Raw genomic sequence first — 26833 nt, 5'->3', positions numbered from 1 at the left:
TGTCGCCAGGCCGCGCGGCAGGGTGCCGTCGCTGCGATGAGCCGGGGAGGATGCCATCCGCGTGGCATACAGGCCGGCTGATGACCGTCTTGTGACGGTCATGTCCGCTCGTTGCTCAGGCGGCGTAGCGCAGCAGCTTTTCGTGCAGGGCTTTGGGGATGGTGATGCCCTCCGTCGCCGTTCGCTGCCTCGCCTGGCTGCGCCGCCCGCCCGGCAGGCGCGCGCCGTCCTGAGCCGTGATGGCGCCGAACAGCCGCTCCAGCCGCTCGGCCGCGTCCGGACCTGCGATCGCGCCGGTATCGATCGCGATGAAGAACTGGCCCGTGCGCGGCGAGCCGCCGAGATTGTCGGCGAAGGACGAGGCGTCGATCGAGAGATTGGCACCGGTCAGCCAGGCCGCGAAGATCTCGACGATCAGCGCCAGCCCCGCGCCCTTGTAGCCGCCGGCGGGAACCATCGTGCCGCCCGCCAAAGCCGCTTGCGGATCGGTGGTCGGGTTGCCGGCGCGGTCCAGCGCCCAGCCGAGCGGGATCGGCTCGCCGCGCTGCTGGTGGACGACGATCTCGCTCTTGGCGACGACGCTCGACGACTGGTCGAGCACCAGCGGATCGGCCCCGGCGCGCGGCACCGCGAGCGCGATCGGGTTCGTGCCGAAGACCGGCTTCGTGCCGCCCATCGGTGCGATCGAGGCCGGCGCATTGACGAAGGCGAGCGCCAGCAGCCTTTCGCGGGCCAGCCGCTCGACATGGTAGCCGACGACGCCGCAATTATAGGAATTGGTCACCGCGAGCGCCGCGATCCCCTGCGCCTTGGCCGCCTCGCACAGGGCTGGCAGCCCGAAATCGATCGCCGGATGGGCAAAGCCGCCCTTGGCGTCGACGCGGACAAGGCCGGGTCGGGGGCTGTCGAGCACCGGCCGTGCCTTGCCGTCGATCTTGCCGACCTTGGCATGTTCGCAATAGGTCGGCAGCCTCGCGAGGCCGTGGCTGTGGATGCCTTCGGCTTCTGCCGCGACCACCGAGGCGGTGATCGCGGGCTCGTTGCGCGCATCGACGCCGCAGGCGGTGAGCGCCCGCCGGGTCAGCGCCTCGACCTCCGCGAGGCTCAGATGCACGCCGTCCACTGGGCGATGATCGCTCATGCGAGGGCTCCCATCTGGTCCGAGTAGCCATAGAGCGAGACGGCCTTTTCGGGGCTGATCATGCCGTCGGCGAGGTCCTTGGCGATGCGCTGCGGATCGCGCTTCAGCGGGTCGCCGAAGCCGCCGCCGCCCGAGGTCTCGATGGTGACGACGTCGCCGCGCTTCAGCGGAATACCGGAGATCTTCGAGCGTAGCGGCGTCCGCGAGCCGTCGGAGCGCGTGATCGTCATGCTGCTGAGCGAGCCCGGCTGGCCGCCATGGACGCCATGCGGCGGGAACTTGAAGCGCTCGAAATGCGCGCCGAGCTTGCCGGCATCCGATTCCAGCCGCCATGCCCTGACGAGGCCGAGGCCGCCGCGGAACTGCCCGGCTCCGCCCGAATCCGGAATCAGCCCGTACTTCGTGAAGGTCACCGGATATTTCGCCTCGACCATCTCGATCGGCGCATTGGTGTTGTTGTGCAGGCCGCAGGAGAGCGCGCTCGCGCCGTCGCCGCCGGCATGGCCGCCCCAGCCGCCGACCTCGATGTCGAAATAGACCTGGCCCTTGCCCTTCCGGCCGACCGTCTGAAGCGCATAGACATAGGAGATCGCGTAATAGGCCGCGGGGATGCGAGCCGGCGCGATCTCGGCCAGCGCCCCGAAGACGGCGATCGCGATGCGGTGGTTGATCACCATGCGGCCTGCCACCGGAGCCGGGAACTCCGCGTCGACGACGCTACCCTCGGGCAAGGTCACGGTGACTGGCCGATAGCAGCCGGAATTGGCGGGGATGTCGCCGCCGAGCGCGGCGAGCAGCGCGTAATAGACCGCCGAGCAGGTCATGGCGCGGGTGTTGTTGACCGGGCCGCTGACTTGGCGGCTCGAGCCTTCGAAATCGAGCGCGATGCGGTCGCCGGTCTTGGTGATCTTCACCGCCAGCCTGATCGGCTCGTCGGACTGGCCGTCATCGTCGACGAGCTCGACGAAGGAGGCCTCGCCGTCCGGCAGCGCCTTCAGCCCGGTGCGCATCATCGCCTCGGAGCCGTCGAGGATCGCAGCCATCGCGGCGGCCAGCGAATCCGTGCCGTATTTGCGGGCCATGCGCGCAACCGCGCGCTCGCCGATGCCGAGCGCGGCGATCTGCGCATTGAGGTCGCCGCGCGTCTCGTCGGGCTGGCGGACATTGTGCAGCAGCATCTCGAAGACGCCGGTGTTGAGCACGCCTTTGTCGACGAGGCGCAGCGGCGGGATGCGGATGCCCTCCTGGAAGACCTCGGTCGCGGCGGCGTAGTAGCTGCCGGCAGCCGCGCCGCCGACATCGACATGGTGGCAGAGCGTGCCGACGATGCCGACGCGCCGACCATCCACGAACACCGGCCGGAAGGTCTGGATGTCCGGCAGATGCTGGCCGCCGGAATAGGGATCGTTGGTGACGATCACGTCGCCATCGTTCCACTGTTCCAGCGGAATGAACCGGTCGAGGATCGTGCGCAGGCAGTCCGACATCGAGTTGAGATGGACCGGGATGCGCGCCGACTGGGCAATGTTGTTGCCTTCCGCGTCGAAGACGGCGGTCGAGAAGTCGAGGATCTCGCGCACCACGGTCGAGCGGCTGGTGCGCCAGATGGTGATGCTCATCTCCTCGGAGGCCGCGACCAGCGCGTTGCGGATGACCTCGAGGCGGATCGGGTCGATGGCCGGCTGAAGATCGGTCATGTGTTTCGTCATGGTCTTTAAACCTCAGTGGCTGTCGGCGCGGTCGGCGATGAGGGCGCCCGACGCATGGGTCAGGATCGTCCAGCCGGCGGGGAGATAGATCGAGGTGTAGGGCTCCTCGACGATGGCCGGTCCCGCGACAGATGTCGTGCGGCTGATCGCGTCGCGCTCGCGCACCGGGGTGGCGACCGCGCCATGACGGCCATGGACAGGCCGGGTCGGCGCGGTCTCATTGGCCTTAACCTCGATGTCCTGCGCCGGCACCGGCTTGGCGAGGCGGCCGACCGCTTTCAGCCTCAGCGCCACGATCTCAACCGGGACCTCCGGCTCGTCATAGGAAAAACGCTGGCGGTGCAGGGCATGGAAGCCGACGGTCGCCTTGGCGACGCCGGCCGGCGAGAAGTCGGCATCGTCGAGCGCGACGCGCAGGTCGAAGGCCTGGCCGGCATAGCGCAGGTCCACCGCCCATTCGAAGCCCTGCGCGGCTTCCGCGACGCCGTCCTCGGTCAGCAATTGCCGGGCTTCCGCGACGAGGCGCGCGGCGATGTCGCCGAGGCGGGGAGCGAGATCGGCGAAAAGGCCGATCTGCGTGGCGCTGAGGTCATGGGCGATGTCGGACCAGAGGATGCCCCAGGCCGAGAGCGTCGAGGCATGGGCCGGGAAGATCACGCGGCGGATGCCGAGCTCCTCCGCGACCTCGCAGGCATGGACGCCGCCGGCGCCGCCGAAGGAGAGCAGAGCGAAATCCTCGGGATCCATGCCCTTCTCGAAAAGCGAGAGCCGCGTCGCTGTCGCCAGCGCCGAATTGGCGACATCGACGACGCCCGCCGCGACCTGATCGACCGAGAGGTTGAGCCGGCTCGCGATCTCCTCGGCGGCCTTCTGCGCCGCTTGTCGGTCGAGCGGCATCGCGCCGCCCATGAAGCTCGCCCCGTCGAGGCGACCGAGCAGGAGGTTGGCGTCGGTGACGGTGAGTTTGGTTCCACCCTTGCCATAGCAGGCCGGGCCCGGATCGGCGCCGGCCGAATGCGGGCCGATGCGCAGGCGTCCGCCTTCGTCGACCCAGGCGATCGAGCCGCCGCCGGCGCCGATCGTCCGCATCTCGATCATCGGCAGGCGCACGGGCAGCCCGTCGACCTCGCCTTCGTTCACCATCGAGACCGCGCCGTCATGCACGACCGAGACGTCAAAGGAGGTGCCGCCCATGTCGACAGCAACAAGATTGGGCTCGTCGAGTTCGGCCGAAAGACGCTTCGCCGCCGCGGCGCCGCCGCTCGGGCCCGACAGGAGGAGCCGCGCCGGCTCGCGCCCGGCCTTGGCGAGGCCGGAGACGCCGCCATTCGACTGGACCAGATAGACCTGCGCCTCCGGCAATTCCTCCTTCATCCGTCCGGCGAGCCGGTCGGTGTAGCGCTGGACGATCGGCACCAGCATGGCGTTGAGCGCGGTCGTCGACATCCGCTCATATTCGCGGATCTCCGGCGAGATATCGGAGGCGAGCGTGATCGCCACATTCGGCAGCAGCTCGGAGAGGATCGCGCCGACCCGCCGCTCATGCGACGGGTTGGCATAGGCGTGCAGCAGGCAGACCGCGACCGATTTCACGCCGGCCTTGGCGAGTTCGCCCGCGATGCGGCGCACACCGGCCTCGTCGAGCGGCACGGTGATCTCGCCGGCGGCATTGACGCGCTCCTTCACGCCGAAGCAGAAGCGCCGCGCTACCAGCGGTTCCGGCTGGGCGAGCGTGATCGCATAGACATCGGTGCGGCCATGGCGGCCGATCTGCATGACGTCCTCGAAGCCGGCCGTGGTCACGATGGCGGCGAGCGGCAGCTTGCGCTCGAGCACGGCATTGGTCGCGATGGTCGTGCCGTGCGGCAGGTACTGCACCGCCTCCAGCGGGAAGCCGAACCGCTCCGAGGCCTGCCTGATGCCGGTCAGCAGGCCGATCGAGGGATCGGCCGGCGTGCTCGGCGTCTTGATCTGGTGAATCGCGCCGGAGGTCGCATCGAGGATCTCGATGTCGGTGAAGGTGCCGCCGATGTCGACGGCGATGCGGATGTCCTGATCCATCAGGCAAGGCTCCAGTGTTCCCGCTCGCGCGTGGCGAGCGGGTCGGGTTGGTCAGAAGGCAGTATTCAGTTCGAGCTAGTGCTTGTCCGGCCTGCTCATTTCACGAAGGTCTTGGCCAGGCCCGAGGTCCGGTCGACCACGAGCACGACGAGAAGGGTGAGCACGACGAGGAGCACGGAGAGCGCCGCCACCAGCGGGTCCGCCTGCTGCTCGACATGGTGATACATCGCAACCGGCAGCGTCTGGATTCGCGGGCCGGTCATGAACAGCGACAGCACGACCTCGTCGAAGGAGACGAGGAAGCACAGCGCCGTCGTGCCGATCAATCCCGACTTCATCATCGGCAGCGTGATCCGGCGGAAGACGGTGAAGGGCGAGGCGCCGAGCGTCGACGCGGCCTCCTCGACCGCGATCGGCAGCGTCGACAGGGCGGTGGCCAGCACGCGCAGCGCATAGGGCAGCGTCACCACGAGATGTGCGGCGACGAGGCCGGGGAAGGTCGCGAGCAGGCCGAAGCGGGCGAAGACGATCAGGATGGCGAGGCCCAGCACGATCGTCGGCAGCAGCAGCGGCGCGGTGAAGAGGCTGGAGAGCGCCTCCGCCCCGCGCGGCTTCAGCCGCACCAGCGCGAAGGCCGCTGGCAAGGCGATGACGAGGCTCAAGCCCGTGACGACGCAGGCCAGCAGCAGGCTCGTCCAGAAGGCGGCGGTCATCTTCCCATCGTCGAAGATCGCCGGATACCATTTCACGCTCCAGCTCGAAGGCGGGAACATCATGTAGCTGTCGCCGGAGAACGAGATCGGAACGACGACGATCAGCGGCGCCAGCAGGAAGGCGAACATCAGGAACGCCAGCAGCTTCAGGGCAGGGGAGACGGGACGTTCATCCATGATCGGCCTCCCTCAAAGGATCGCGCGCAGCGCGCGGGTGTAGAGCACCAGCGCGGCGCCGAAGATCACGAGCACGAGGATCGAGAGCGAGGCGGCCAGCGGCCAGTTCAGCGTCACGATCGCCTGGTCGTAGATTTCGGTCGCGAGCAGGAAGACGCGCCCGCCGCCGAGCAGCTTGGGGGTGATGAAGGATGACACCGCCAGCACGAAGCAGAGCAGGCAGCCGAGCGCGATACCCGGCAGCGTCAGCGGCAGGATGATGCGGCGGAAAACGGTCAGGGGCGGGGCGCCGAGCGTCGAGGCCGCCTCCTCGACGCGCGGATCGAGCCGCCCGAAGCCGGCGAGCAGCGCCAGGATCATGTAGGGCATCAGGATCTCGGTGAGGCCGATGACCACGCCGGTCTTGTTGAACATCAGCCGCAGGCGCTCGAGGCCGAAGCCGGAGACCAGGTTATTGACGAGGCCGTTCTCCGAGAGGATCGCGATCCAGCCATAGGTCCGCACCACCGCCGAGGTCAGCAGCGGCGAGATCACCAGCACGAGCAGGATCGTCTTCCAGGTGCCGCTGGAGCGGTGCAGATAGAGCGCGATCGGATAGGAGCAGACCAGCGTCAGCAGGGTAATCCCGAGGCTGACCGTGATGCTGTTGACGATCAGTTCGGCATAGAAGGTGTCCGCGACGACCTTGGCCCAGGTCGCCAGCGAGAAGGCCTCGCGCATCGCACCCGTGGGCTCGACCTCGTAGAAGGACATCCGCGCGAGATTGAGCACCGGCGCGAGGAAGCCGAAGGCGTTGACCAGCGCGATCGGCGCGATCAGGGCGACGACCAGCGCAAGCCCGCTCGAGCGTGGCAGGGCAACGGGCGCCGGCATGGTGATGGCCGCGCTCACGCCGCCGCCCCATAGACGAAGACGTCCTGCGGCCGCCACGACAGGGCGACCGCCGTTCCCGGTGCGAGCACGGTCTCGCCGCCGCGCGTCGCGAGCTCGACCGAGACGGTCTGCCCGGCGACGTCGATGTCGTATTGCAGGATGTCGCCCGCGAAGATCGCGCGTGCGACCGTCCCAGCGACGCCCTCGCCGCCGGCCGGGGCCAGGGCGACGCGATGCGGCCGGACCATCACCTCGACCGGGCCGGACAGGCCGGCGGGGGCTGCGACACGCTGGCCGGCGAAATCGGCGAAGCCGTCCTTCGCCATGGCCTTCAGGCGGTTGGTGCGGCCGACGAAGCTTGCGACGAAGGCGGTCTTCGGACGCTCATAGAGATCGACCGGCGTGCCCAACTGTTCGAGCCGGCCCTGGTTCATGACCACGACCTTGTCGCACATCGTCAGCGCCTCGCTCTGGTCATGCGTCACGAAGATCGCGGTGATGCCGAGCCGCTGCTGGATGTCGCGGATCTCGTTGCGCATCTCGTCGCGCAGCTTGGCGTCGAGATTGGAGAGCGGCTCGTCGAAGAGCAGGATCGAGGGCCGGATCACGAGCGCGCGCGCCAGCGCCACGCGCTGCTGCTGCCCGCCCGAAAGCTGCGCCGGCCGGTGTTCCTCCTTGCCGGTCAGATGCACCAGCGCGATCGCTTCCTTGACGCGCCTGGCGATCTCGTCCTTCGGAACCTTGCGCATCTCGAGACCGAAGGCGACGTTCTTCGCCACGCTCATATGCGGGAACAGCGCATAGCTCTGGAACACCAGGCCCATGTCGCGTCGGTGGGTCTGGACCGTGGTGAGGTCCTGCCCGCCGACGACGATGCGCCCCGAAGTCGCCGGCACGAGGCCGGCGATCATGCGAAGCGAGGTGGTCTTGCCGCAGCCCGAAGGCCCAAGAAACGCGACGAGCTCGCCCTTGGGAACATCGAGATCGAAGTTGTCGACCGCCGTGAAGCCGGCATAGCGCTTGGTCAGCCCCCGGATGGAGAGAAAGCCCTGGCCTCGTGCCATGCTAGGATCGCTCATGACGGTCTGTCCTTCCCGGCTCAGCGGCTCAGCGGGATCACCTTGCGGCGCCACTGCTCCATGATCGGCTCGCGGACCTTGGCGAGGGCGATCCAGTCGATCGGGATGACCTTGTCCATCGACTTCACCGCGGTGCGTGCGATCGCGGCCTCCGAAATCTGCGCCTTGGCGTTCGTCGGGGCGTAGAACATGCTCTCGGTGAAGGCCTTCTGGGCCTCGGGCGACAACGCGTAGTCGATGAACTTGGCGCCGGCATCCTTGCCGGGGCCGCCCGCGACATAGTTGATCGTGTTGATCTGGAAGGCCGAGCCCTCCGCCGGCAGCACGGCCTTGAGCTTGCCGTTCGAGATGTCGGTGTTGACCTGAGCGCGGGCGTTCCAGCCGGCGCCGACGGTTGCCTGACCGGAGATGATGGTGACGTAGACCTCGGGCTTGGGCTCCCAGGTCTGCACGTTGGGCGCGATCTCGCCCAATGCCGCGATGCCCTTGTCGACGCTCTTGAGGTAGTCGGTGCCGCCGCGCGCCTTGTCCATGATCAGCACGAGCGACAAGCCCTGGATATCGGGCATGCCGGGGATCGCGACCTTGCCCTTAAACTCCGGCTTGGTGAAATCCATCCAGCTCTTGGGAGCCTCCTTCACCGCGTCGGTGTTGTAGAGCATCACGAGGTTGTCGAAGGTCACGGCGACGCCGTCGACATCGGGGATGCGGGCGTTCGGATAGAGGTCGGCGACGTGTTTCGAGACCTTGTCGTCGATCTTGACGAGCAGCTTCTCGTCGGTGGCGGCCTTCGAGACCGACACGTCCATGATGACGACGTCGGCCTGGGGCGCAGCCTTCTGGGCGCGCAGATTGCCGAGCATCTGGGCCGAGTTCGGCATCGGGAAGTACTCGATCTTGATGCCGGGATTGGCCTTCATGAAGGGCTCGATCACGGCCTTGGTGTAGCGCTCCTGGAACAGGCCGGAATAGGCCATGACGGTGACGGTCTGCTGCTGCGCGAACGCGCCCTGCGTGGTGAGGCCCGTGGCCAGCGCCAAGGCGACGGCGAGCTTGGTGGATGTCTGCATGGTCTATCCCCTCTGTTGTTGCGCGGGCGGTGCTCCGCCCGTCGTCAGGCCTGGTCGATTGATTCCGTCAATTAGGATTTGGCGAGCTTGCCTTCCACGAGTGCGGTCGCGCCGGAGATGTCGGGCAGCTTCTCGCCCTTGCGCAGACGTTCCAGCAGCACGAGCTCGTTCTGCTGCATCTCGATCGCCTTGCGCGCATAGGTCTCCGCCGTCGCCGCCTTCAGCACCACGACGCCGCTCTCGTCGCAGAGCACCGCGTCGCCGGGCTCGATCGTCTGGCCGCCGACGCTGACGGGGACGTTGATCGCACCTTCCGTGCCAAGGATCTTGGTCGTGATCGGCGAGGGACCGCGGCACCACATCGGCATGTCGGTCTTGACGATCTCGGAGAAGTCCGTAGCCGGGCCGTCGATCACGCCGGCCGCGACGCCGGCATTCTTCATCGCATGGGTGACGACGCCGCCCCAGCAGGCATGCTTGCTGTCACCGCAACGGTCGATCACGACGATGTCGCCCGGGCGCACCATCTTCGTCAGGTAGTGCAGCGCGGTCGAATCCGCGTGGGGAATGCGGATGGTGACGGCCGTGCCGGCGATGCGCTTGGTCGGCAGCACGGCCCGGATCTCGCGATCGACGAAGCCCGAATGCAGGACATGGCCGATGGTCGCCACCTCGCATTGCTGCAGCAGGGAGACGAGATCGCCCGGGATCTGGGCCGGCATGGGATTGACGATGAACATGGACGTGCTTTCCGCTCAGGCGATGACGTGGTGGTTGGCGACCGGCACCGCCGCGCGGACCTTCGTCGTGTAGTCGAAATCGAGCCGGCCGCTGGTCGTGCCGACGCCGTCCGAGGCCTGGGCGGTGATGTGGCCCCAGGGGTTGATCACCATCGAATGGCCGTAGCAGGCGTTCTTGCCCTGGGCGTGCGTGCCGGTCTGGCCAGTGGCGAGGAACCAGGTCTGCGTCTCGCAGGCTCGCGCCCTTGCGAGCAATTCCCAATGGTCCTTGCCCGTCATCAGCGTGAAGGCGGCGGGCAGGACGATGACGTCAGCGCCGGCGTCGCGCAGTTTTCTGAACAGTTCCGGGAAGCGGATGTCGTAGCAGATCGCACAGCCGACCGTGGTCTCGCCGACCTTGTAGGTGACGACCTCCCGCCCGCGCGACACCATGTTGGACTCGCGGTAGCTGACGCCGCCGGGAGCATCGACGTCGAAGAGATGGATCTTGCGGTAATGCGCGATCTGTTTGCCGTCGGGACCGAAGACGATCGTCGCGTTGAAGTAGTCGTCGCCGTCGCGCTCGGCGACGCTGCCGGCATGGATGGTGACGCCGTGCTTCTCCGCCAGCCCCGACATCAGGCGGTAGCTCTCGCCGTTGGGGAAGGTCTCGGCGCTCCCGCGCATCGCCGCCGCGCTGCCATCGAGGAAGGCGTAGTACTCGGGCAGGACGATGAGGTCGGGCCGGTCCTCGGCGACGACCTTCTCGACCATGGTCCGCGCCGTCTTCAGGTTCGCGGACTTGTCGTCCTGCGAGTTCATCTGGATGAGTGAGACCTTCATCGGCGTTCTCCCCGCTGTCGGTGCGGCAGGAGAGCAAAGGCGCGACGGGCCGGCAAACGCGAAATTCTTGTTCGCGCCGACAAGAATTGCTTATGACAGCGCCGTGACCACGGCCTGCCTGTTGGCGAGGCAGAGCGTCATGGTCTTGGCAGCCGGCTCAGGACGCCGCGATTTCCGCCGCCATATCGGCGATCAGGGCCGGCAGGGTGTTGCCCGGATTGTCGTTGAAGACGGCGTGGAAATGCAGCGGCGGCAGCTTTGCCTCGACATCGAGCACATGCAGCTCGCCCGTATCGAGGAACTCCTGCACCACCGCGCGCGGCAGCACGGCGACGCCGACGCCGTCCCGGATCAGCCGGGTGATGGTGGCGAGCGAGTTCGAGTTGAACACCCTCACCGTCTCGGGATCGATACCGGACGACTCGATCGCGCGCAGCACCGAATGATGCGGCTGCGAGCCTTTCGAGTAGGCGAAGATCGGATAAGCCGCGAGATCGGCGATGGCGAGCCGTCCGGATTTGAGTGCGAGCTTCGGCGAGCCGATCCAGAGGCAGTCGAAGACGCAGAGCTCGATGTTGCGGATATGGGGCGCGACCACCGGCCCCATGATCAGCCCGAGATCGATCTGCCCGTCCTGGATCTGGCGGGCGAGGTTCAGGCTGGTGTCGACGTTGAGATCGATCGCGACGTTCGGATAGGTCTCCTTCACCCGCTCGATCAGGCGCGGCAGCCAGGCATAGACGACTGAATCGACCGTGCCGATGAGCACCGTCCCTCGAACCTGGCCGGCATCGGCGATCGAGCGCTCGAGCTCGGCCACCATGCGCATGATCGCCTCTGCCTGGGGTAGCGCGCGCTGGCCATGCGGCGTCAGCCCGACATTGCGCAGGTCACGCTCGAACAGACGCACGCCGAGCTCGCGCTCCAGCGTCGCGATGCGGTTCGAGACCGCGGCCTGCGTGGTGCAGAGCTTGTCGGCCGCGACCGAGAAATTCCGCAGCCTGGCGACCCAGACGAAGGTTTCGAGAAATTTGAGGTTCACGCCATGCCACTTCAGCTACGCGCACCAAGCGCGAGAGTGCCTGACTTAGCGCCGTTTGGGCGTGGCCGTGAAGTGCGCGTGGCCATGATGGCGCGCCGGGGCGGGAACGCGGAGCGCCTGCGGGTTCAGCTCGCCAGCGCAGGCGCGGGAGGATTGGAGATCGCCTGCTCCAGGACCGGGAGGAACGCCCAGATGCGTCGGTTGAGCGTCTTTAGCTCTTGGACCGCGTCGCGGATTTCCGCGAGCCTCTCCTCGTCGAGCGAGCGTGTCGCGCCGAAGCGCAGTTTCCGGCCGCCTTCCTGCAGCTTCATGCTCTGGGTATGCGAAACCCCCCCATCCGCGGCCGGCACGAAGGTCGCATGGGTGAGGTCGTTGCGCAGCCTCGTACTGTTGGAGAACGCATTGACGATGTCGTCGAGTTCCCGGCGAACGATGCCGTCGCGAAGGACGACCTTGGACAGGCGCTGGACGAGGTCCAGCCGCGCCCGCGTCGTGTTCAGCGTCGCATGGATGATCGCCGCCTTGACCTCATCGGTGCCGGCGAGAAGCATCAGCACATAGATGAACAGGCTCTCGTTGTTCGACCATGAGAAGTTGAGATCCCCGACCAGCGCCAGGAATTTCTGGCGCTCCTCATTTCCGGCCTGGGCAGCCGCCTCCAATGCGACAAAATCCGGCGCGAGCGGCAAGGATGATCGTTTCATCGCCAACGCCTTCCTCTATGATGTTAGCCGACACTCTCTCGCCACGGGCCAGATCATGTTCGGTCTCGTCAGAGCCAGATCGGTGAGCCGCTCGATTGCGGCAGCGCTTGCGCCCTTCCAGCGCGAGGACCTCGCCATTTCCGTGCAACTCGGCGCCCCCCTGCCTTCCCCTGCGGTTCCTCCCGGCGAGTGGCTGCATCCGCGGGTGCTCGGCTTCCTGTCGACGGTCGTGACGCTGATGGCCGAGCGCCGGGCGGCGCATCTGCCCGACCATGCGCTCGCTTCCGTGCAGGCATCGGTGCTCAACGCCATCACCGGGGCGGGAGGCGAACTGATCGGCGCGGAACTCTGCCTGCTGTCGAGCAGCGACGATGCCGACTTCCTCGACGGAGCGGCGGCCGGCCTGGGCTTCTTCCATGCACTGGAGGCCATCGACGTTGCCTCCGCTCCTAGTGAGGCGCAAATCTGGGATCCGAGCTTCGTGCAGCCAGCTGACGTTGCGGAATTCGACGCGGTTGCTGAAGATCAACAGCGCCGCTATCTTCAGGCTTTGTGGGATCAGCATGTGACGCAGCCGCTTGCTGGCGCACGTCGTTGACAGCTTCGCCCAACCACGCATCGGGCCTGTGCGAAATCGGGCCGACTTCGTAGGCATCGAGCGCAAGCTCGAGTTGGAATTCCTCGTCTCGATCTGCGTTCGGATCTCCGTCGCAGGCAGGCGGCCGGCGCCCGAGCAGGCCATACAGTCCCGACAGAAAACGCTGCCACGTTTCCGGGCGCCTGCGCGGCCCGACCACGGACAGGAAGCGCTCATAGCGACTGGCGTTCGCAAATGAGGCGCCTGCCCGCTCGCTTTCGTCCGCTTCGATGCCGTCGCCGTCGAGCCCCTCGTCGAGCGGGATCGGATCCGGGGGGACCGCGGCCAGCGCCGCGACGATCTTCTGCTTCAGGTGCCAAGCCGTGCGCTGCGACACCGCGAGTGTTTGAACGAGCGCGAGCACGCTGGTCGCGCCGTCTGTGTCCGCGAGCAGATACGTTGCCTGAAGCCAGACATGCAGTGGCACATGGCTGTGGTGGAAGGCTGTCCCGATCCGGACGGAGAACGGCTTCCTGCATCGATAGCATTTCCAGGTGCCAATCGCGGTGCTGCTGCCCTGAAGCCGTCCGAGCCGTGCCCGTTCCCCACAATGGGAACACCGCGGGCGGCCTTCCCAGGCGAGCCTCTCCACGAAGAGATAGGCCGCAGTCTCGTTGCGGAACATGCTCGAGCCCGGCATTTGCGCGCCCTCCCGGCTGCCGACCCGCGTTGGGTAAGAAAAAGGCTATGGCCAACGCATACTGGGTAGCACTTATTAAAGTTGACGGATGGGTAGCATAATTAAATTATCGTTTCAATAAGACGGGAAAATCGAAATTTTCGGTCCAACCCTGTCAATGAAAATAACTGCGCGTCGTCTTATTGACTCGCGGAATAAGCATATATTGTGAGTGAAGATAGTTTATAGTTAATATTTTATCGTTCTATTCTAAATCTATACTTTTTCATTTCTGTCCCGAATTGACTTCTATAGCGAAGTCTCGTGCCGTCTCTCATGGCGCTAGCGGGGAGGTTCGCCCAATGACTTAGGATGGATTGTAATTGCCGCCGCCACGGCGGGGTGAGGCGCATTTTTGCTTGCGGACATTGCGGTAGGGCGCGCCTGAATTCACGAATATCCATTGCGAGATCGGACGCCAAGGCAGTCGCAGCACAGAAGAGATGCGATTGCGCCAGCTCTCCGATGCTCCCTCAGTCGATAGGTTGAGTATCATGAGTCAGTCGTACAAGCACTATAAGCCCTATGATCCGAGCCAGGATCAGGACCAGACTCAGGGCCAGGCCGAGGCTCAGGCTCAGGCGCAGGCGGAACTGCAGGCGCAGCTCCAGGGACAAGGTCAGGGCCAGGGTCAGGGACAAGGCCAGGGTCAGGGGCAGGGGCAAGGCCAGGGGCAGTATCAGTATGCCGGTCAGGCCGTTGACACGAGCGTCTGGAACAGCTCGCTCAACGGGAACGCCAACGGCAACCTGAATGGCAACGGGAACCTGAACGGCAATCTCAATCTGAACGGCAACGGCAACGAAAACACCAACGACAACACCAACACGAATACGAACACCAACACGATCGACAACCACGTCACCAACACCGTCGACTCGATCGTGAACGTCGAGGTCAATCTCGGTCTCGACCTGAGCGCCTGCGGCCTGCCGGACGACGACGACGTGATCGACATCGAGAAGATCGACGACATCACCCAGTCGATCGTGATGCCCGATGCCGTCAGCCAGCTGACCACCACGGGCTCGAACTTCAATATCGATCAGGTCAGCAACCTGACGGACAACGACACGCTGAACGGGGCCTCCGTGTCGTATTCGGCTGGACTCGATCCGGACTGCTGGAGTCGCTGTGACGAGGCCAGTTCCGCCGGCGACTTCTCGATGACGGCTACGGCCTGGGGCGGCACCGCCACCTCGAATGTCGGCACCATCACTGGCGATGACGGCACCTTCACCGGCATCGGTGCGGCCAGCGCTGCGGCTTCGATCACACAGGAGGCCTTCACCCAGCACATCGCGATGGGCGCGAACATCCAGTTCAACTCCATCGATCTGCAGGCGGTTGGCGGCGATATCAACGACGGCGTCTGAAGATACTCCGGTCCGCGGACCGGACGGCCGGATCGAACCGCGCGGAAGGCTTGGCCTTCCGCGCGGCCTTCCGCCCTCACACCATCTTCAGTTCCTGAACGGCCCAACGCGACCGTCGTAGAAGGCAGGATCGTGCCATGACCGCCGTTGGCTTCACCGAAACCATCTGGCATTTCGCAGGCTATCTTCACATCGCAGATGCCCTCGCTCGTTCGACCGAGATCTATGATGGCGGCCTTGACCCCCGCCGCCCGGACGATTTCTACGCATCTTTCCGGGAGACCGGCTTACGACCCGAATTCGATGAATGGGCGTCGCGCCCCCTCCTTTTGCCCGAGCCGTCGTTCACCGACCCGTCGCATCATCTTTCGCGCGCGACGATGCCGGCAACGGCGATGCCTCAGGCCTCCGCGGCGCCGGCCCATGTGGCCTCCGCCAGGACGGCTCTCGTTCCCGAGCCCGAGCTGTCGCATCGCTCCATCGTGTTGCACCTCCAGCAGAACATCACCGTCGACTATGCCGATGGCGGCTATGAGACCCTGATCGCCATCAAACAGGTCAACCAGATGGAGGATCGCGATACGCTCACGTCCGACACGCTCGTGCTCCAGGGCGAGCAGGCACAGGACGGAACGATCGTCGTTCCCGAGGCAATCGACACCTCGCAAGCCATGGCGAGCATGGTCGCGCGGGCCCTCGCCGAAACCCCCGATTCCCTGCCGCGCTTCGGGACCGGTGACTCGGCCTCGATCATCGGGTTCGTGCATGACCGGGATGCCGGCTGGCGCGCCGAGGGCCAGTCGCTGGAGGCCGAAGCGACATCGCAGCCGCCTTCCGGTCGCATCGTCGATGGCGTGGCGACGGAAGATCCACTGCCGGTGATTGATCCCTATGACACCGTCCCCTGGTACATTCCTGCAGCTCAGCCGGCGATCACGGCCGAGAGCCGCATCGACACGCCGGCCCCCACGCAGGGCGTTGGGACGCTGGTCGAGACAGGACGGAACACGCAGGTCAACGCCGCCGTCATCGTCGATGCCAATGAAGCGAGCGGCTCACTGATCGTCGGCGGCGACTACTTCTTCAGCCGCGGCATCGTCCAGGTGAATATTCTCACTGATTCCGACCATGTCGACATCGCGCGTCCGGATGGGACGGAGCCCGACATCAGGACGGACGGCAACCAACTGCATAACGTCGCCGAGTTCGTGACCTATGACATCACCATAGGCCATCGCGGCGCGGCCGGGACGCCCAAATGGCATGTCGACGTCTTCAGGGGCGACTTCTACGACGTCAAGACGGTCGTCCAGTTCAACGGACTCGATGACAACGATCGGACTGTGCAGACGACGGAAAATACCCTGTTCGATGCAAAGGCCGGCGCCAACGGCCAAAGCAATCTCGCGCAGGTCTACGGGTTCGACGAATACGACATCATCATCATCCGTGGCGACTACCACCGCGTCGATTGGATATTCCAGTACAATATCGTGCTGGACAGCGACGTCGCGAAGCTGCTTTCCGGTGATGCCGAGGACGGCAAGGGGGCCGAGGTTTCGACCGGGTTCAACCATCTCCTCAACGAGGCGAGCGTCACGACCTATGACAGCGCCGACTTCCAGGCGCTGAACGATGCGCAGCGGTCGCTGCTCGAGGGGCTCGACCAGCAGGTCACCGCGCTGAGGCCCGATGCCGCCTGGAACCTGACAGGCAGCATCACAGGCACGCTGAATATCCTCTATGTCGACGGCGACTATTACGACGTCAACATGATCACCCAGATGAACGTCCTCTCGGATGTCGACCAGAGCATTCAGGCGAGCGCTACCGACAACAGCATCCAGGGTGTTTCGGGTGGCGGCAATTCGGCCGTGAACGACGCACGCATCATCGACCCCGGTACGCTCTCCACGTCGAAATATGTCGGCGGCGACGTCTATGAGGAGAGCATCCTGATCCAGACGAACATCATCACCGAGAAAGACACTGTCGTCGTTCACGACACGACCACGCTCGTGCCGGAACTCGTCGCTTTCGCCGGCGAGCAGGATCTCGAGCCGAACTGCCAGCCGGACACTCGTCCAGCCGAAACCTCCGGCGCGAGTGACCACATCATGTCACAGATGCTGAGCTGAGGGGCGCCGGCGCGGTCATGACACAGGACAATCCCAAACCGCCGGTGACGGAGGAGCCACCACCTGTTCGCTCGGGCATTGCCATGCCGCGTGCGCCGGGGTTGCAGGGCGTGGCGCGCTTGCCGAGCGCCAACACCAATGAGCCGGTCGAGGCCGTGAGGCCGCTGCATGCGGAGTCGCCGGTCGCCCCCACACCCGCCGCTGCGCCGCGGCAGGCGTCCGGCACCGTTCGGCCAAAGATACCGTCCATGCAGGCCGGCGGCGCGGCGCCGCCCCGCAACGGCGGCAACGGCGGCGGTGGCGGCGGCAGTGGCGGCGGGTCGCCGATCGAGCAGCGCCTCGGTGATCGTGAGTTCAAGCAGGTCCTCGGAAAGGGGCTGTCGGACGCGCGCCACAACCTCGTCGTCGTCGCGGTGTTCTCGATCGTCGTGAACACGCTCGTGCTGGCGGTGCCGATCTATCTCTTCCAGATGTCCGACCGCGTGCTGACCAGCCGCAGCCTCGACACGCTGGTCATGCTCTCGATCATCGTGATGGTCGCGATCCTCGCCCATGTCCTGCTCGACATGATGCGGCGCTTCATCCTCATGCGTATCGCCGTCGATGTCGAAAGCAGGCTCGGCGCGCCGGTGCTGGCCGCCGCCGCCAAGGCGGCCCAGGCGGGCTCCGGCCGTGAGTTCCAGGTGCTTGCCGATCTCCAGCAGATTCGCAGCTTCCTGACCGGGCCGGTCATCCTGACCATGCTCGATGCGCCGACTGCGCCGATCTACCTCCTCGCCGTGTTCCTGATCCATCCGGATCTCGGCTACATCGTCACGGTTGCAGCACTCGTCCTGGTGCTGATCGCCTATCTCAACCAGCAGGTCACGGCGGTGCCCTTCGCCCGCGCAAGCGCCTATTCGACGCGCGCCAACCTCCAGTCGGAGGCGATGTCGCGCAACGCGCAGGTGATCAACGCCATGGGCATGATCCCTGAAGGCGTCATGATCTGGGGGCGCGAGACGGCCGAGTCGCTGAAGGCGCAGGTCAGCGCCCAGGACCGCAATATCATGATGACCGGCCTGTCGAAGTTCTTCCGGCTGGGAACGCAGATCGCCATGTTGGGCTGGGGCGCCTGGCTGTCGCTGTCCGGGCAGCTCACCGGCGGCATGGTTATCGCGTCGTCGGTCGTTGCCGGACGGGCGCTGGCACCTCTGGAGGGCACGATCGAGGGTTGGCGCAGCTTCATCCATGCCCGCGCGGCCTATTCCCGCGTGCAGGCCCTGCTGCAGAGCTCGCCGCTCAATCTCGACCGGTTGCGCCTGCCGCGCCCGAGCGGCCGGCTCGATGTCGAGCGCATCCTCTACGTGCCGCCGCCCAACAAGAAGGTCATCCTCAACGGCATCAGCTTCACCCTGGAACCGGGCGACTCGCTGGCGATCGTGGGCGCCTCGGGCTGCGGCAAGTCGACGCTCGCGCGCATGCTCGTCGGTTCGATCAATCCGACGGCGGGGAACGTCAGGCTCGATCTGATGGATCTGCGCAACTGGGATCCGCGTCAGTTCGGCGAGAACGTCGGCTATCTGCCGCAGGACATGCAGCTCTTCCCGGCCTCGATCAAGGCCAACATCGCACGCATGCGCGAGGACGCCTCCGACGCCGAGGTCTTCGAGGCGGCCGAGATCGCCGATATCCACGAGATGATCTCGCAGTTCTCGCAAGGCTACGAGACGCAGATCGGCATGGATGGCAGCCCCCTGTCCGGCGGGCAGAAGCAGCGCATCGGGCTCGCGCGCGCCTTCTTCGGCAATCCGAAGCTGGTCGTGCTCGACGAGCCGAACTCCAACCTCGACGTGCTCGGTGAGAGGGCGCTGGCCGTCGCCCTGCAGCGGGCGAAGGAGCGCGGCATGACTGTGGTCGCCGTGACCCAACGCCCGACCCTGCTGCGCAGCGTCGATAAGATCATGATGATCAAGGACGGCGCCGTGCAGGTCATGGGCCTGCGCGACGAGATCCTGCCGCTGATCACGGGGCAGCGCAGCATCGACGGCGGTGTCCAGCCCGCATGAAGGCCCTGCGGCGTCGGTGCGATGCCGTAGATTTTCGAGTTTGCATCGACGTCTTCCGAAATGCCGCAATCCACTTTTCGGGTCGATGCTCCAGCTGCCGGAGGCGCCTGCGATGTCCAGTTCAATCGCCAAGATCCAGCCCTGGTACGAGGGCATCCCTCGCAGCACGGCCAAGGCCAAGCTCTTCGGCTCGGTCGTCGTGGTGGCGACGGTGATGGGCTTCGGCGTCTGGGGCAACACCGCGCCGATTTCCGGTGCGGTCATCGCGACGGGCGTCTTCGTGACGACCGGGCAGAACAAGACGATCCAGCATCTGGAAGGCGGCGTGATCAACAAGATCATGGTGCGCGAGGGCGATGTCGTGGAGAGCGGGCAGCTCCTGATGACGCTCGACGACGTGGCGCCCCGCGCTGAACTGCGCCGGCTCCTGCTGCGGCAGATGCGCGCCGAGGCGATCGAGACGAGGCTGCGGGCCGAGGCTGCCAGCAAGCCGCGTCTGGAGTTCCCGATGCATCTTCTGGCGGCCGAGGGTGATCCCGACATCGCGACGCTGCTGTCGAGCCAGCGTTCCACCTTCGCGGCCCGGCAGGCGAGCATTACCAGCGACATCATCACCTATCAGAAGAGCATCGACGGGCTCGAGGAACGGATCGCGGGCAGTCGCACGCAACTCGCCGCGATCCATGAGCAGTCCAAGCTGCTGAAGGAGGAGCTCGAGGCCAAGACGGCGCTGCTCGCGCGCGGTTACATCCGCAAGCCCGAGGTTCTGGCGCTGCAACGCGCCTCTGCCAATCTCCAGGGCGAGGTCGGGCGCATCACCGGCGACATCGGCGATTCCCGCGAGCGGATCGCGCGTTCGCTCGAACAGATCGAGGGCGTCCGCAAGCTGGCGGCCAAGACGGCCTCCGAGCAACTCCAGGAGATCGGCGCCGAGCTGAACGATGTGCGCGAGCGTGGCCGCAGCATCCGCAACCAGCTCGACCGCATGCGCATCACCGCCCCGGTCAAGGGAACGGTTGTGAAGATGCGCTACCACACGACGGGCGGCGTCATCGAGCCCGGCAAGGCCATCATGGAGATCGTCTCGCTGCAGGACGAAGTTGTCATCGAGGCGCGGGTGCGCCCGCAGGACATCGACAAGATCAAGCACAGCCAGACGGCGATGGTCAGGCTGACCGCGCTCAACCAGCGCACGACGCCGATGGTCGACGGGCAGGTGATCTATATCTCCGCCGATGCCCTGCCCGACGACAAGACCCGCTCGTTGCCGGCCGCGCCCGACATCTATGTCGTCCGCGTCAGGCTGGACGGCGCCAGCGTTGACAAGATCCGTGGCTTCGAGCCGACACCCGGCATGCCGGCCGAGGTCTATATCCGTACGACGGAACGGACCTTCTTCGAGTATCTGATGCAACCTCTCAGGGACAGCATGGCCCGCGCCTTCCGCGAGAGTTAGGGGCGGCTGATTCTGCACCGAACCTTTCCGTCATCCCCGACAAGCCGCGAAGCGGTGCAGTTCCGGAATCCATCCTAGAGCTCCGGGGCCCTCCGATGGATCCCGGGGCAAGCCCGGGATGTCACGGTGGCTAGTGAGCGGCCATGTCGAGCGGTGGTTCGATGTCGTCCGTGATCGGGTTGACGAAGGGGTTCTTCGCCCGGAACGCCTCGAATTCGGCCCGCGCGGCCTGGAGCAGGGCCGGGTTCTCGATGACGTCGGCGGCGACGCCGGCCATGGCCTTCGCCGCGAGCGCCAGCCCCTTATGGGCCGCCGGCGCGCGGCCCTGCGCGACGAGCTGCCAGGAGTGGCCGGGCGTGCCGACGGCATAGCAGGCAGTGCGGCACTGCACGGTGGGAACCACCCAGCTGACCGTGCCGACATCGGTCGAGCCGACCGAATTGTCGTTGCCGGCGCCGAGCGGGTAGATGATGTCGCTGAGCGCCTCGCCGGGCTTGGGCTCGAGGTCGAAGCGAGCGTAGGAGGAGGCGATGTCCTCCTGGCTGAGCGTCGCCTGGAACTTGGCGGCGAAAGCGTGGTCGGCCGCGTCGAAGCCGGGCCCGCCGAGCGCCTCCAGATTGGCCTGCATCGCCTGTTCGAGCGGCAGGTTGCCGACGAGGTTCGCATCGCCGCTGAGCTGCCGGGCGACGACCTGCGTCTCGCTCATCAGGGCGGCGCCTTCCGCAATCTTCTTCACGCGCCCGACGAGTTCCCACATCTCGGCCAGATTGCGGGCGCGGATCAGGTGCCGTACCGTCGCCTTGGCCTGCACGACATTGGGCGCGATGCCGCCGGCATCGATGATCGCGTAGTGCACGCGGGCCGTCGAAGGCATGTGCTCGCGCATGTAATTGACGCCGATATTCATCAGCTCGACGGCGTCGAGCGCGCTGCGTCCGAGATGCGGTGCGGCGGCGGCATGCGAGGCGCGGCCCGTGAAGGTGAACTCGACCTCGACGCAGGCGAGTGAGAAGGCACGGTTGACGCCGTTGAAGGAAGCAGGGTGCCAGCACAGCGCGACGTCGACATCGTCGAACAGCCCGGCGCGGACCATGAAGCCCTTCGACGAGCCGCCTTCCTCCGCCGGGCAGCCGTAGTAGCGCACGCGACCCTTGAGCCCCTGGGCGGCGAGCCAGTCCTTGACGGCGGCGGCTGCGAGCAGCGAAGCCGAGCCCAGCATGTTGTGGCCGCAGCCATGGCCGTTGTCGCTCGATTCCAGCGGCTGGGGCTTGGCGACGCCTTCGGCCTGGCTGAGGCCGGGCAGGGCGTCGTATTCGCCCATGATCGCGATGATGGGGCCATCCTCGCCGGCCTCGCCGATCACGGCCGTGGGCAGGCCGGCGGCGCCCATGGTGACGCGAAAGCCCTCGGCTTCAAGCATGGCGCGGTGCTCGGCGGCGGAGCGGACCTCCTCATAGTTCAGCTCCGGCATGCCCCAGATCCGGTCCGACAGCGCGAAATAGGCAGGCGCCTTCTCGTCGATGCGAGACCAGACGTACTTGCTGTTGGACATGGTGCTCTCCGGGAAGCGGCGCTTCTGTTTCAGGCGGCGTCCCCTTGCATGGCGCCATGGCGCGCGCAAGGCGGATTGCCGTCGATCGAGCCTTTGTCAGCGGGCCGCGCCAATCAGCCCCAGCCTGTCGCGGACCCGCCAACGCCCGAGCATCAACATGGCGACGATCGTCAGGGCGACCGCGAGCCCGATCCAGATGCCGATGCCGGCGAGCGGTGTCCAGAAGCCGAGCGCGGCCGCGAGCGGCAGGCCGATCCCCCAGTAGCCGAGACCGGCGAAGATCATCGGGACGCGCGTATCGCCGAGCCCGCGCAGGATGCTGGAGCCGACGACCTGCGCTCCGTCGGCGATCTGGAAGATCGCGGCATAGAGCAGGAAGGACATGGCGAGCGCCGCGACCTCGGGCGCGCCCGGCTTGGTGAGGTCGAGGAAGGGGCCGACCAGGATCTGTGGCGCAAACAGCATCACCAGCGCCGTCAGCGCCATGAAGGTTAAGCCCAGCATGATCGCGACGCCCCCGGCCCGCGTGATGCCGTCCTTGTCTCCGGCGCCGAAGGCCCGCCCGACCCGCACCGTCGCAGCCTGGCCGATGCCCATCGGAACCATGAAGGTCAGCGAAGCGATCTGGATCGCGATCGCGTGGGCGGCCAGCGATGTCGGGCCGAGCAGCCCCATCAGGAGGGCTGCGCCATTGAAGATCACCACCTCGAAGGCCAGCGTCGTGCCGATCGGCAGCCCGAGCCGCCAGAAGGCGCGGAAGCGCGGCCAGTCCGCCACCCAGAACCGTCCGAACAGGCGAAAGCGCCGGAACCGCCGGTCACGTGTCACCACCACGGCCATGCCCAGGAACATGAAGAGCGAGGACAGCGCCGTCGCCAGCCCCGAGCCGGGCAGGCCCAGCGCCGGAAAGCCCATCGCGCCGAACATCAGGCACCAATTTGCCAGCGCATTGAAGGCGACCGCGACCACGACGACGACCGAAGCCGCGAAGGGACGCTGGAGCGCCGCGACGAAGCCGCGCAGCACGAGATAGCAGAAGAACGGCAGCAGCCCCCATTGCAGCGTGTGCATGTAGGAGGCCGCCGCGCGCGACAGCGCCGGATCCTGACCCATGGCGACCAGGATCGCCTCCGCCTGCCACAGGAACAGCCACATCGGCCCGACGATGACCGCTGCCGCCCAGAACCCCTGCCGTACGGTGCGGCGGACCTCGCGCACGGCGTGCCGGTTGCGCCCGAGTTCGATCGAGATCATCGGCGAAACCGCCGCCATCACGCCGATGCCGAAGATGAGCACGGCCATGTAGAGATTGGCGCCGAGTGCACCGGCAGCCAGAGCCTCGGGGCTGAGATGCCCCATCATCACCACGTCGGTCGCCGTCATCGCCGTCTGGGCGATGTTGGTCAGCACCATCGGCCAGCTCAGCGAGAGCATGGCCTTGGCCTCGACGAACCAGGGGCTCGCCGCTCGGGTCTGAAGCGCGATATCGGACATCGTGCCGCGTTCTAGCCCTCGCGGCGCACAAAAAACAGTCATCGTCGTGCCGGACAGACATGCGCGCGGCGCTCCCGTCGGCGGCTCAGGGGCGCGGTGCGTTTCGCCTTATGGTCGCGAGCGCGAAGCCCGTCAGGATCAGCGCGATGCCGACGAGGTGGAACGGCCGGACCGGCTCGCCGAGCACGAGGAAGGCGAGCGTGGCCGTAAACAGAGCCACGAGATGGAAGGAGGCGCCCGTGACGGTTGCGCCGAGGGTGGCGACGCAGCGGTTCCAGAGCACGAAGGCGAGCAGCGAGGCGAAGAGCCCGATATAGGCGACGGCCGCGAGCGAGCCTGCGTCGTGCGGGATCGTCGCGCCATGGGCTAGCTCCGCGAGCCAGAACGGCGTCAGCACGATCAGGCCGGCCGCCATCGTCGCCGCCAGGAAGACGAGCGGGTCGAGTGCGGCGGGCTTGCGCCGAAGCAGTACCGAGTAGAGTGCGTAGTTGGCGACGGCGACGAGAACGAGAAGCTCGCCGCCGCCGAGCGAAAGCTGCCCGAGATGGCCGACATCGCCACGCGACACGATCCAGGCGACGCCGACGAAGGAGAGCGCGATGCCGCACAGCGTCCGCGGCGCGACCCGCTCGACGCCGAGCGCGAACGCGGCGAGCGGCACCATCAACGGCAGGGTCGAGTTCAGGAAGGCGACGCTCGCGGCAGGGACGGTCTGCAAGGCGAGGTAGCCGAGCGCATTGTAGCCGGCGATGCCGAAGGCGCCGCAGCCGAAGACGAGCATGGCATGCTGCCGCAGCAGGCGACGCTGCTCATGAGCTTGCCGCGCGACGAACGGCGCAAGCACGGACAGCGCCACCAGCCAGCGCCCGACGGCAAGTGATACCGGCGGAAAGCTCGGGCCGAGCGCGCGGCCGAGCACGAGGTTGCCGGCCCAGAACAGCGGCGGCAGCCAGAGCAGCAGCGCTGGCCGCGCCCATAGCGCCGTCAGAAGCGGCCGCATCACAGGCCTTCGAGGCCGATGCGCAGGCGACGGTTGTGACGGCCCTTGTTGTCGATCTTCATGATCCTCAGCGGGCGCGATGCGCCGGTCGAGGCGAGATGGGTCCCGCCGCAGGCCTGGCGATCGAGCCCAACGATCTCGACGATCCGTACCTGCCCGTCGGGCGTCGCAGGCGGCGCGACGGAGCGCGACCGGATCAGGCCGGGCTCCGCACTGGCCTGCGCTTGCGTCACGAAGGTCTCGCGGACGGGGAGGTCCTGGTGGATGGCGTCATTGATCGCCGGCTCGAGCGCCTTCAGGCGGTCGTTGTCGGCCTCGGGCAGATCGAAATCGATCCGCGCGGTGCCGTCCTCGTTCATCTGGACGCCGGTAACGAGCGCGCCGTCGAAGGACTGGTAGACCAGCGCGTTGACGATATGCAGGCTCGTATGGAGTTCGCGCATCAACTGCCGGAACGTGGGATCGACCACGGCCTCGACCGGCCCTGTGGGCGGTTGGACCGTTTCGGCCAGCAGGTGCCAAACTTCGCCGCCCCTCAGCTCGAAGCCGGTGATCATGTTCTCGCCACCCGCCCAGCGCAGAAGACCGCGATCAGGCAGTTGTCCCCCGCCGCCGGGGTAGAACGGGCTCTCTGCGAGCAGCAGCCGACCCGGCGCGGAGGCGGTTATCGCGGTGGAAAGCGTCAGCGTGTCGGGGTTGTCGAGGCAGTAGTAGCGGCTCATGCCGGAGTCATCCTGAGGCTTGCAACAGGGGGAAACACCGCGAAGCCGAGGCCGGCGCGGTTCTCAGGAAGAAATGGCAGAGTGGTGCCGGCCGCTATTGGCTGGAATTGCAAAAAGCCGAGAGCCCGGCTGTCAGCTCTGCGTCGCGCGCAGCCATTGCAGCGGCGTGATCCCGAAACAGCGCTTGAAATGCCGGTTCAACGCGCTCTGGTCGCAGAATCCGGCAGCCAGGGCCGCTTCGACGATCGGCGTGCCCGCCTTCAGGTCCCGCAGCGCCGCCTTCAGGCGGATTTGCGTCAGATAGGCATGCGGTGTCAGCCCAGTCGCCCGCTTGAACAGCCCGATGAGCTGGAACGGCGTCAGGCCCACAGTCGCGCCCATGCCGTCGAGCGTCAGCTCCTCCGCATGCCGGTCGATCATCAGCGCCTGGACCTTGCCCGCGAGGACACGGTCGCGTGGTGCTGCCAGGATTCGCTCCCCGCCGCTGCCATGGCGCCCGAAAAGCACGCCGAAGCTGCCCACCAGAAGCTCACGTTCCTCGAACGGGTCGCGGCCTTCGTCGAGGGCGCGATGCAGCGACAGGAAGGACGCCACCAGCACCCTGTCCCGGAAGGCGTTGGCGGTGAAGTAGGGTGTCGCCGAGATGCCCAGCGCAGCCCCCACCGCATCGATGGCGGGCTGGTCGAGATAGAGCCCGCGATAGCGCCAGCGCCGGCTCCAGCCCATGCGGCCGGAATGCGGTTCGGCCGGATTGAACACCAGCAGCGCGGAGGTACTTGCCTCTTCCGTCGAACCGCGGCTCTTGAATTGAGAACCGCCGTCTTCCGTCACCGCGACGACGAGGGCGTCGTGGCTGTGGGGTGCATAGTCATGGCTGGTGAAATCGGCGGCGAGACAGCTCAGCCCCGGGACATGGGCGTCCTTCCAGTAGCGTGAGCTGTTGCGCGTATCGACCCGGGCCAAGCTGCAAGTCTCCCTGACGACTTCATCATAGCAGGCGAGCGCGTCGGCCGCGATGCAGCGCCGCCGGCATGCTTCTCGATATCCGGTTCAGCGTGAGAAGCGGGGCTGGGCGGATCCGATGGCGAAGCTCGTGCGAACGGCGATACCGCTCGCCGCGATCGCGGCCAGTTGAGGCGGGATCGGCGCTCGCGGCGCCGGCCGTCGTGCATGACCCTTGATATCAGCTAAGGCGCTGACAAACCACCACTCTGGTAGATGAGTGGTGCCCAGGAGAGGACTCGAACCTCCACGCCCTTGCGAGCGCCAGCACCTGAAGCTGGTGCGTCTACCAATTCCGCCACCTGGGCAACGGCGGTTCGTTTACGGAGGCGCCGCGGTACTGTCAACGCCCCCGGAGCGATTTGTTGGCTATCGTTTGATTTTCGTTGTGCGAAGCGGAAGGAGCCCGCCGCGGCTATCGGTGCCGCGGTGGGGAATTCGCTTGTGTTCACGCAGCGCGGCGGACGCTGCCATACTGATGAGCGTCGACGCTGTGATGGCTCGTGCCGCCGCTTCCCACCCCCTCCTGCCCTGTCCTGAAGGCTGCGACGAGGTCGTTGAGCTGTCCGATGCGGGAGGAGAGGGATGCGGCGGATGC

General features: G+C 66.4%; 21 protein-coding genes, 1 tRNA gene and 1 pseudogene. 5 read left to right on the top strand and 18 right to left on the bottom strand.

Going from position 1 to position 26833, the window contains the following annotated elements; genetic code table 11:
- Positions 1-115: 115 nt before the first annotated feature.
- From AC1RMY_RS19280 to AC1RMY_RS19230, 11 genes are all read right to left on the bottom strand, one after another.
- Positions 116-1141, bottom strand: coding sequence for an Ldh family oxidoreductase (locus AC1RMY_RS19280; RefSeq protein ID WP_492867249.1), 1026 nt, complete (start codon positions 1139-1141; stop codon positions 116-118).
- Positions 1138-2838: a hydantoinase B/oxoprolinase family protein gene (locus AC1RMY_RS19275; protein WP_492867247.1), complete on the bottom strand. Its 1701-nt coding sequence runs from the start codon at positions 2836-2838 to the stop codon at positions 1138-1140. The genes AC1RMY_RS19280 and AC1RMY_RS19275 overlap by 4 nt, the downstream gene beginning before the upstream one ends.
- Positions 2839-2862: 24 nt before the next feature.
- A complete protein-coding gene (locus tag AC1RMY_RS19270) occupies positions 2863-4911 on the bottom strand; it encodes a hydantoinase/oxoprolinase family protein (protein WP_492867245.1) in 2049 nt (682 codons plus the stop codon).
- A 95-nt stretch (positions 4912-5006) separates the two neighbouring features.
- The gene (locus tag AC1RMY_RS19265) at positions 5007-5801 is read right to left on the bottom strand and encodes an ABC transporter permease (protein WP_492867243.1); all 795 of its coding nucleotides are present in this window, start codon (positions 5799-5801) and stop codon (positions 5007-5009) included.
- Positions 5802-5813: 12 nt separating this feature from the next.
- Complete coding sequence (locus AC1RMY_RS19260) at positions 5814-6692, bottom strand: ABC transporter permease (protein ID WP_492867241.1); 879 nt, start codon at positions 6690-6692, stop codon at positions 5814-5816.
- Entirely contained in the window at positions 6689-7753 is a 1065-nt protein-coding gene (locus tag AC1RMY_RS19255; RefSeq protein WP_492867240.1) for an ABC transporter ATP-binding protein, read from the bottom strand. The genes AC1RMY_RS19260 and AC1RMY_RS19255 overlap by 4 nt, the downstream gene beginning before the upstream one ends.
- A 20-nt stretch (positions 7754-7773) precedes the next feature.
- Complete coding sequence (locus AC1RMY_RS19250; protein WP_492867238.1) at positions 7774-8823, bottom strand: ABC transporter substrate-binding protein; 1050 nt, start codon at positions 8821-8823, stop codon at positions 7774-7776.
- 71 nt (positions 8824-8894) lie between these two features.
- The gene (locus tag AC1RMY_RS19245; RefSeq protein WP_492867236.1) at positions 8895-9563 is read right to left on the bottom strand and encodes an RraA family protein; all 669 of its coding nucleotides are present in this window, start codon (positions 9561-9563) and stop codon (positions 8895-8897) included.
- A gap of 15 nt (positions 9564-9578) precedes the next feature.
- Positions 9579-10385, bottom strand: coding sequence for a carbon-nitrogen hydrolase family protein (locus AC1RMY_RS19240; RefSeq protein WP_492867234.1), 807 nt, complete (start codon positions 10383-10385; stop codon positions 9579-9581).
- Positions 10386-10542: 157 nt separating this feature from the next.
- Entirely contained in the window at positions 10543-11427 is an 885-nt protein-coding gene (locus AC1RMY_RS19235; protein ID WP_492867232.1) for a LysR family transcriptional regulator, read from the bottom strand.
- Between the two features lie 125 nt (positions 11428-11552).
- Entirely contained in the window at positions 11553-12131 is a 579-nt protein-coding gene (locus AC1RMY_RS19230) for a hypothetical protein (RefSeq protein ID WP_492867231.1), read from the bottom strand.
- A gap of 55 nt (positions 12132-12186) precedes the next feature.
- Here AC1RMY_RS19230 and AC1RMY_RS19225 point away from each other — a divergent pair, with 55 nt between their 5' ends.
- Positions 12187-12729, top strand: a complete 543-nt coding sequence (locus AC1RMY_RS19225; RefSeq protein WP_492867229.1) for a hypothetical protein — start codon at positions 12187-12189, stop codon at positions 12727-12729.
- 520 nt (positions 12730-13249) lie between these two features.
- Here the strand turns inward: AC1RMY_RS19225 and AC1RMY_RS19220 are convergent.
- A pseudogene (locus tag AC1RMY_RS19220) lies at positions 13250-13393 on the bottom strand (transposase); the annotation flags it as partial.
- A gap of 548 nt (positions 13394-13941) precedes the next feature.
- Between AC1RMY_RS19220 and AC1RMY_RS19215 the strand changes: the two are divergent.
- The 4 genes from AC1RMY_RS19215 (at position 13942) to AC1RMY_RS19200 (ending at position 20465) form a co-directional block, all read left to right on the top strand.
- Positions 13942-14823, top strand: coding sequence for a hypothetical protein (locus AC1RMY_RS19215; protein WP_492867228.1), 882 nt, complete (start codon positions 13942-13944; stop codon positions 14821-14823).
- 137 nt (positions 14824-14960) lie between these two features.
- The gene (locus tag AC1RMY_RS19210) at positions 14961-16961 is read left to right on the top strand and encodes a hypothetical protein (protein ID WP_492867226.1); all 2001 of its coding nucleotides are present in this window, start codon (positions 14961-14963) and stop codon (positions 16959-16961) included.
- 248 nt (positions 16962-17209) lie between these two features.
- Complete coding sequence (locus tag AC1RMY_RS19205; RefSeq protein ID WP_492867540.1) at positions 17210-19009, top strand: type I secretion system permease/ATPase; 1800 nt, start codon at positions 17210-17212, stop codon at positions 19007-19009.
- A gap of 112 nt (positions 19010-19121) precedes the next feature.
- Positions 19122-20465, top strand: a complete 1344-nt coding sequence (locus AC1RMY_RS19200) for an HlyD family type I secretion periplasmic adaptor subunit (RefSeq protein ID WP_492867225.1) — start codon at positions 19122-19124, stop codon at positions 20463-20465.
- Between the two features lie 130 nt (positions 20466-20595).
- On the opposite strand, the gene AC1RMY_RS19195 is transcribed toward AC1RMY_RS19200, so the two are convergent.
- From AC1RMY_RS19195 to AC1RMY_RS19170, 6 genes are all read right to left on the bottom strand, one after another.
- Entirely contained in the window at positions 20596-22017 is a 1422-nt protein-coding gene (locus AC1RMY_RS19195) for a M20 family metallopeptidase (RefSeq protein ID WP_492867224.1), read from the bottom strand.
- Positions 22018-22113: 96 nt separating this feature from the next.
- Entirely contained in the window at positions 22114-23511 is a 1398-nt protein-coding gene (locus tag AC1RMY_RS19190) for an MATE family efflux transporter (protein ID WP_492867222.1), read from the bottom strand.
- 85 nt (positions 23512-23596) lie between these two features.
- Positions 23597-24511 (bottom strand): DMT family transporter, encoded by a 915-nt coding sequence (locus tag AC1RMY_RS19185; protein ID WP_492867221.1) that lies wholly within the window; start codon positions 24509-24511, stop codon positions 23597-23599.
- The gene (locus AC1RMY_RS19180) at positions 24511-25233 is read right to left on the bottom strand and encodes an alanyl-tRNA editing protein (RefSeq protein ID WP_492867220.1); all 723 of its coding nucleotides are present in this window, start codon (positions 25231-25233) and stop codon (positions 24511-24513) included. Before AC1RMY_RS19180 ends, AC1RMY_RS19185 begins: the two co-directional genes overlap by 1 nt.
- Before the next feature lie 132 nt (positions 25234-25365).
- The gene (locus AC1RMY_RS19175; RefSeq protein ID WP_492867218.1) at positions 25366-26196 is read right to left on the bottom strand and encodes an AraC family transcriptional regulator; all 831 of its coding nucleotides are present in this window, start codon (positions 26194-26196) and stop codon (positions 25366-25368) included.
- 260 nt (positions 26197-26456) lie between these two features.
- A tRNA-Leu gene (locus AC1RMY_RS19170) sits at positions 26457-26543 on the bottom strand.
- Positions 26544-26833 lie beyond the last annotated feature (290 nt).

This window comes from Allobosea sp. GW822-FHT03F07 (assembly GCF_058801345.1).
This window is presented reverse-complemented; position numbering and strand designations above follow the sequence as displayed.